Raw genomic sequence first — 3,292 nt, forward strand, 5'->3', positions numbered from 1 at the left:
TAGTACCTTCACTAGTGCTTGTGATGAAGCAAAAAAGCACTTGGATAAGATTATTCAAAAAGTCAATGAGTTTGATAGTAAGCAACAACCAAGCTCAGCAGAAGAAATCATCAATGTTTTAGCTCAACAAATCAAAATGTCTGAAACGGCGAGCGGCTTAAGTTATACAGACCCAAGATTTATGGAGTTTGTCTCCCAAACCGGGTTAGCAGAAGCAATCCAAGATATTGATAGTCAAATAGCTCAGGCAGAAGCGGATGCAAAACTAGCCGCGGAAAAAGCTGCTAAAGAAAAACAAGAACAGTGGGCAAAACGTCATCCAGTAGAAAATTTTCTTAAAAATATGTCAGATAGTATTGGTGACTGGTGGGGGAATGTAGTAGAGGGAACAAAAAACCTCTCTATCCCTAACGATGTTAAAAACAGACTGTTATTTGTAGAAGGTTTTATCGGTGGGGCAGGAAGCATGGTTAGCTCCGTAGCAATTAGCGCTAGTGAACTGGTTCATTTAGGTGTTGAGCTAGTCGAATGGGGACTTGATTCAGCAAGAGGGATTCAAACACCACAGTGGAAATTAGATGATATCAAAGGAGCCTGGGAAAATGCCAAAGCAATTGGTACCACGCTAGGAACGGTCGTATTGGGTGTGAATGCAATGTTGAATCCACAAATAATGATAATCGATCCAGTCTCCCGAGAAGCAGCAAGACAAACCTTTGACATGGGCAAAGCTCTAGTAGATGGAATTTTGACTGATATAGTAAATGGGAATGCATACGAAATAGGTGGGTATGTATTTGATGTAGCGAGTATGTTTATAGGAGTTGGAGAAGTAAGCGCAGCCTTGAAAGGCACGAAATTAGCTGGTAAAATAACAGAAGGATTAAATGCGTTCAAAGCGACAACAAAAGCCACAACGTTAGGGAAGCTAGGCAAAGCGACAACGATGGTAGATAAAGCTCTGAAATATGGAGATGACGCAGCTAAAGCATTTGCGACGAAACTAAAGAATATTCCAATGCCAGTTATGGATGAATTAGCATTTGCAGGTCAAAGCATGGGCAAGATGACTTTAGGCGATTATATGGAAGCTTTTAGTAAAGGTGATGGATTCGCAGATGATGTGGTTAAGAAAGTTAGTGAAGCTGCGGATGATATAAAAATTCCTTCTGTTAGAAATAATGAATTTAATAAGTGGTTTGATAATTTGACAAGTGAACAGTTAGAAAAACTTTGGAAAAATACCGAACTTCGGAAAAAAATAGAAGATAGAATTAGGAGGCCAGGAGGATATCATGAATGGCACTTGGTTTCTAGAACACCAACATTTAAAAAATGGGGAGTTAGCATGGATGATATTAAAGAGTTGCGAACTTTAACAAAAGATGTGGAGTTTGTAAACCCAAGCGGTTGGCATGGAGGAAGAGGTTCAACAAAAGCTCATAATGAAATTTTAAAAATTATAGATAATGCTACTGACTATGATAATTTTGTAGTAAAATTAAATGAGTGGGCAAGTAGTAGACTTAAAAATGGAATTCAAGGTTTGCCTGAAGGATTAAGGAGGTAATTAATTTGGCTGATAAAAATGATGTTTCATTGTGGTTAGGTAATTTTTCTGATAAAGAAGCATTAGATAAGTATGTGGAAGTATCTTATACAGAGGAAGGAGATAGTATACCTTCTCAATTTGAGAAAGACTATAAATTAGGCTATTATGATAGAGATTTAATTGAGCGAGATTGGATTCCAGTGAAAAATAAGAATATAAGAGAATTGCTAGAGGGTTTTTCTTATGATGAACAACTGATTCCGCAATTTAAAAATCAGGAGACTATTTATAATTCAATACTATTGGTTTATAACTATTCATATAACAAAGAGGAAGATAAAAGGATTAGTATTGTTAATCAAATTTATCAAATAAATTTTGTGGGAGTGGCAAGTTATTTAGATGAATAAATAGAGATAAAAAAATACTTTATCACAGGATTGATAATCAAATTGTCGGTGGCTAACAAAAAACTAACTGTATTTAGTGTACAAAAATTTAGATGAATTTTCCGTTCTTTTCGAATGTTTATTAAGTTAATGGTAATTTTAGATTGAAAATGAAACGTTATTGAAGCGGTATTAGTGAAAAACTGATACCGTTTTTTATGTATCAAAAAATAAATGAGTAAAACAATTGATTCAAACAGAGAACAAGTAACCTATATAGATTATGGGTTGGTTGACGTTTTTAGGTCGAGGCATCGTAGCAATCATAGATCCAAATGATATCAAAGGAGCATGGGAAAATACGAAGGCGATGGGCAGTACGTTAAAAACAATCGGTTTGGGACTTCAAGGAGCCACGGATCCATGGTCATTGGCGAGAAACACATTTCGATAGAGCAAGTAAAGACCTGTATGAAAAAATATTAAAAAATAAAGAGTTTGCAAGTCAATTTTCTTTAGAAGAAATTGAAATATTTAAATCTGGAGGAGTTCCTAAAAGATTTACTTGGCACCATCATCAAGATTCTGGTGTAATGCAGTTGGTTGATAGGAAACTTCATAGACAAACTGGACATATTGGAGGCTTTAGTATCTGGGGTCCAGGAAATTAGGGAGAGTATGAATTATGTCAAAGATAGTTACATGGAAGAACTCAAACGGTAAACTACTGGGAAATGAAATTGTTGATGCTGAAAAACAACTAAATATAAAGTTTCCGCAGGATTATATTGAAGTAGTATCCAATAACGATGGAGGATATCCTCACCCAAACAAGTTTAAGTTTAACGATAAGGAAGAAGTGTTTAATAATTTAATAAGTTTTAAAGAGGATGACTATAGTAATATTTTTGAAGTCTTAGAAGATGTCTCTGATCGTATAGTTAAGGGCGTAATTCCTATTGCTGAGGATCCATTTGGTAATTTAATTTGTTTTGATTTTCGTGATAAGAAAGTACCAAATGTGATATTTTGGAATCATGAAGTAGCTGATAAGGATAGTGAAAAGTCCATTTTATTTATATGTGAAACATTTACGAAGTTATTAAATATGCTTTATTAAAAACGTATACTAGAGTTATTTATATTGAATTAGCAAGGAATTCAACTGGTGATTTCTGTAGAGGCAAAAAAATTAAACTTTTTTATGCGATTTTTTGATTCGATGATTGAATACTCTTCTCAAAAAAGCATGTTATGGGCTTTCATGTCGAAACAGCCGAAATGAAAAAGGCGTTGGAACAGTATCAAAAACTATCAAAAACGGCACAAGAACAACTAAATAATGCGAAAA

Annotated in this window: 5 protein-coding genes; all 5 read left to right on the forward strand. The window is 34.6% G+C overall.

Features of this window, described 5'->3' with window-relative positions; translation table 11 throughout:
- The coding region (locus BCR22_RS15580; RefSeq protein ID WP_205634363.1) for a hypothetical protein at positions 1–1,570 on the forward strand (1,570 nt) is incomplete at its 5' end.
- Between the two features lie 5 nt (positions 1,571–1,575).
- Positions 1,576–1,962 (forward strand): immunity 22 family protein, encoded by a 387-nt coding sequence (locus tag BCR22_RS09715; protein ID WP_069654721.1) that lies wholly within the window; start codon positions 1,576–1,578, stop codon positions 1,960–1,962.
- 262 nt (positions 1,963–2,224) lie between these two features.
- Positions 2,225–2,395, forward strand: coding sequence for a hypothetical protein (locus BCR22_RS15445; protein ID WP_167351525.1), 171 nt, complete (start codon positions 2,225–2,227; stop codon positions 2,393–2,395).
- A 25-nt stretch (positions 2,396–2,420) separates the two neighbouring features.
- A complete protein-coding gene (locus BCR22_RS15065) occupies positions 2,421–2,612 on the forward strand; it encodes an HNH endonuclease (protein WP_240485873.1) in 192 nt (63 codons plus the stop codon).
- A 14-nt stretch (positions 2,613–2,626) separates the two neighbouring features.
- Entirely contained in the window at positions 2,627–3,061 is a 435-nt protein-coding gene (locus BCR22_RS09720) for an SMI1/KNR4 family protein (protein WP_083241809.1), read from the forward strand.
- Positions 3,062–3,292 lie beyond the last annotated feature (231 nt).

This window comes from Enterococcus plantarum, assembly GCF_001730295.1.
Lineage (GTDB): Bacteria > Bacillota > Bacilli > Lactobacillales > Enterococcaceae > Enterococcus_L > Enterococcus_L plantarum.

Coding starts and splice junctions, on each gene's coding strand:
- BCR22_RS15445 (WP_167351525.1), top strand. CDS start 2,225: ATGGGTTGGTTGACGTTTTTAGGTCGAGGCATCGTAGCAATCATAGAT.
- BCR22_RS09720 (WP_083241809.1), top strand. CDS start 2,627: ATGTCAAAGATAGTTACATGGAAGAACTCAAACGGTAAACTACTGGGA.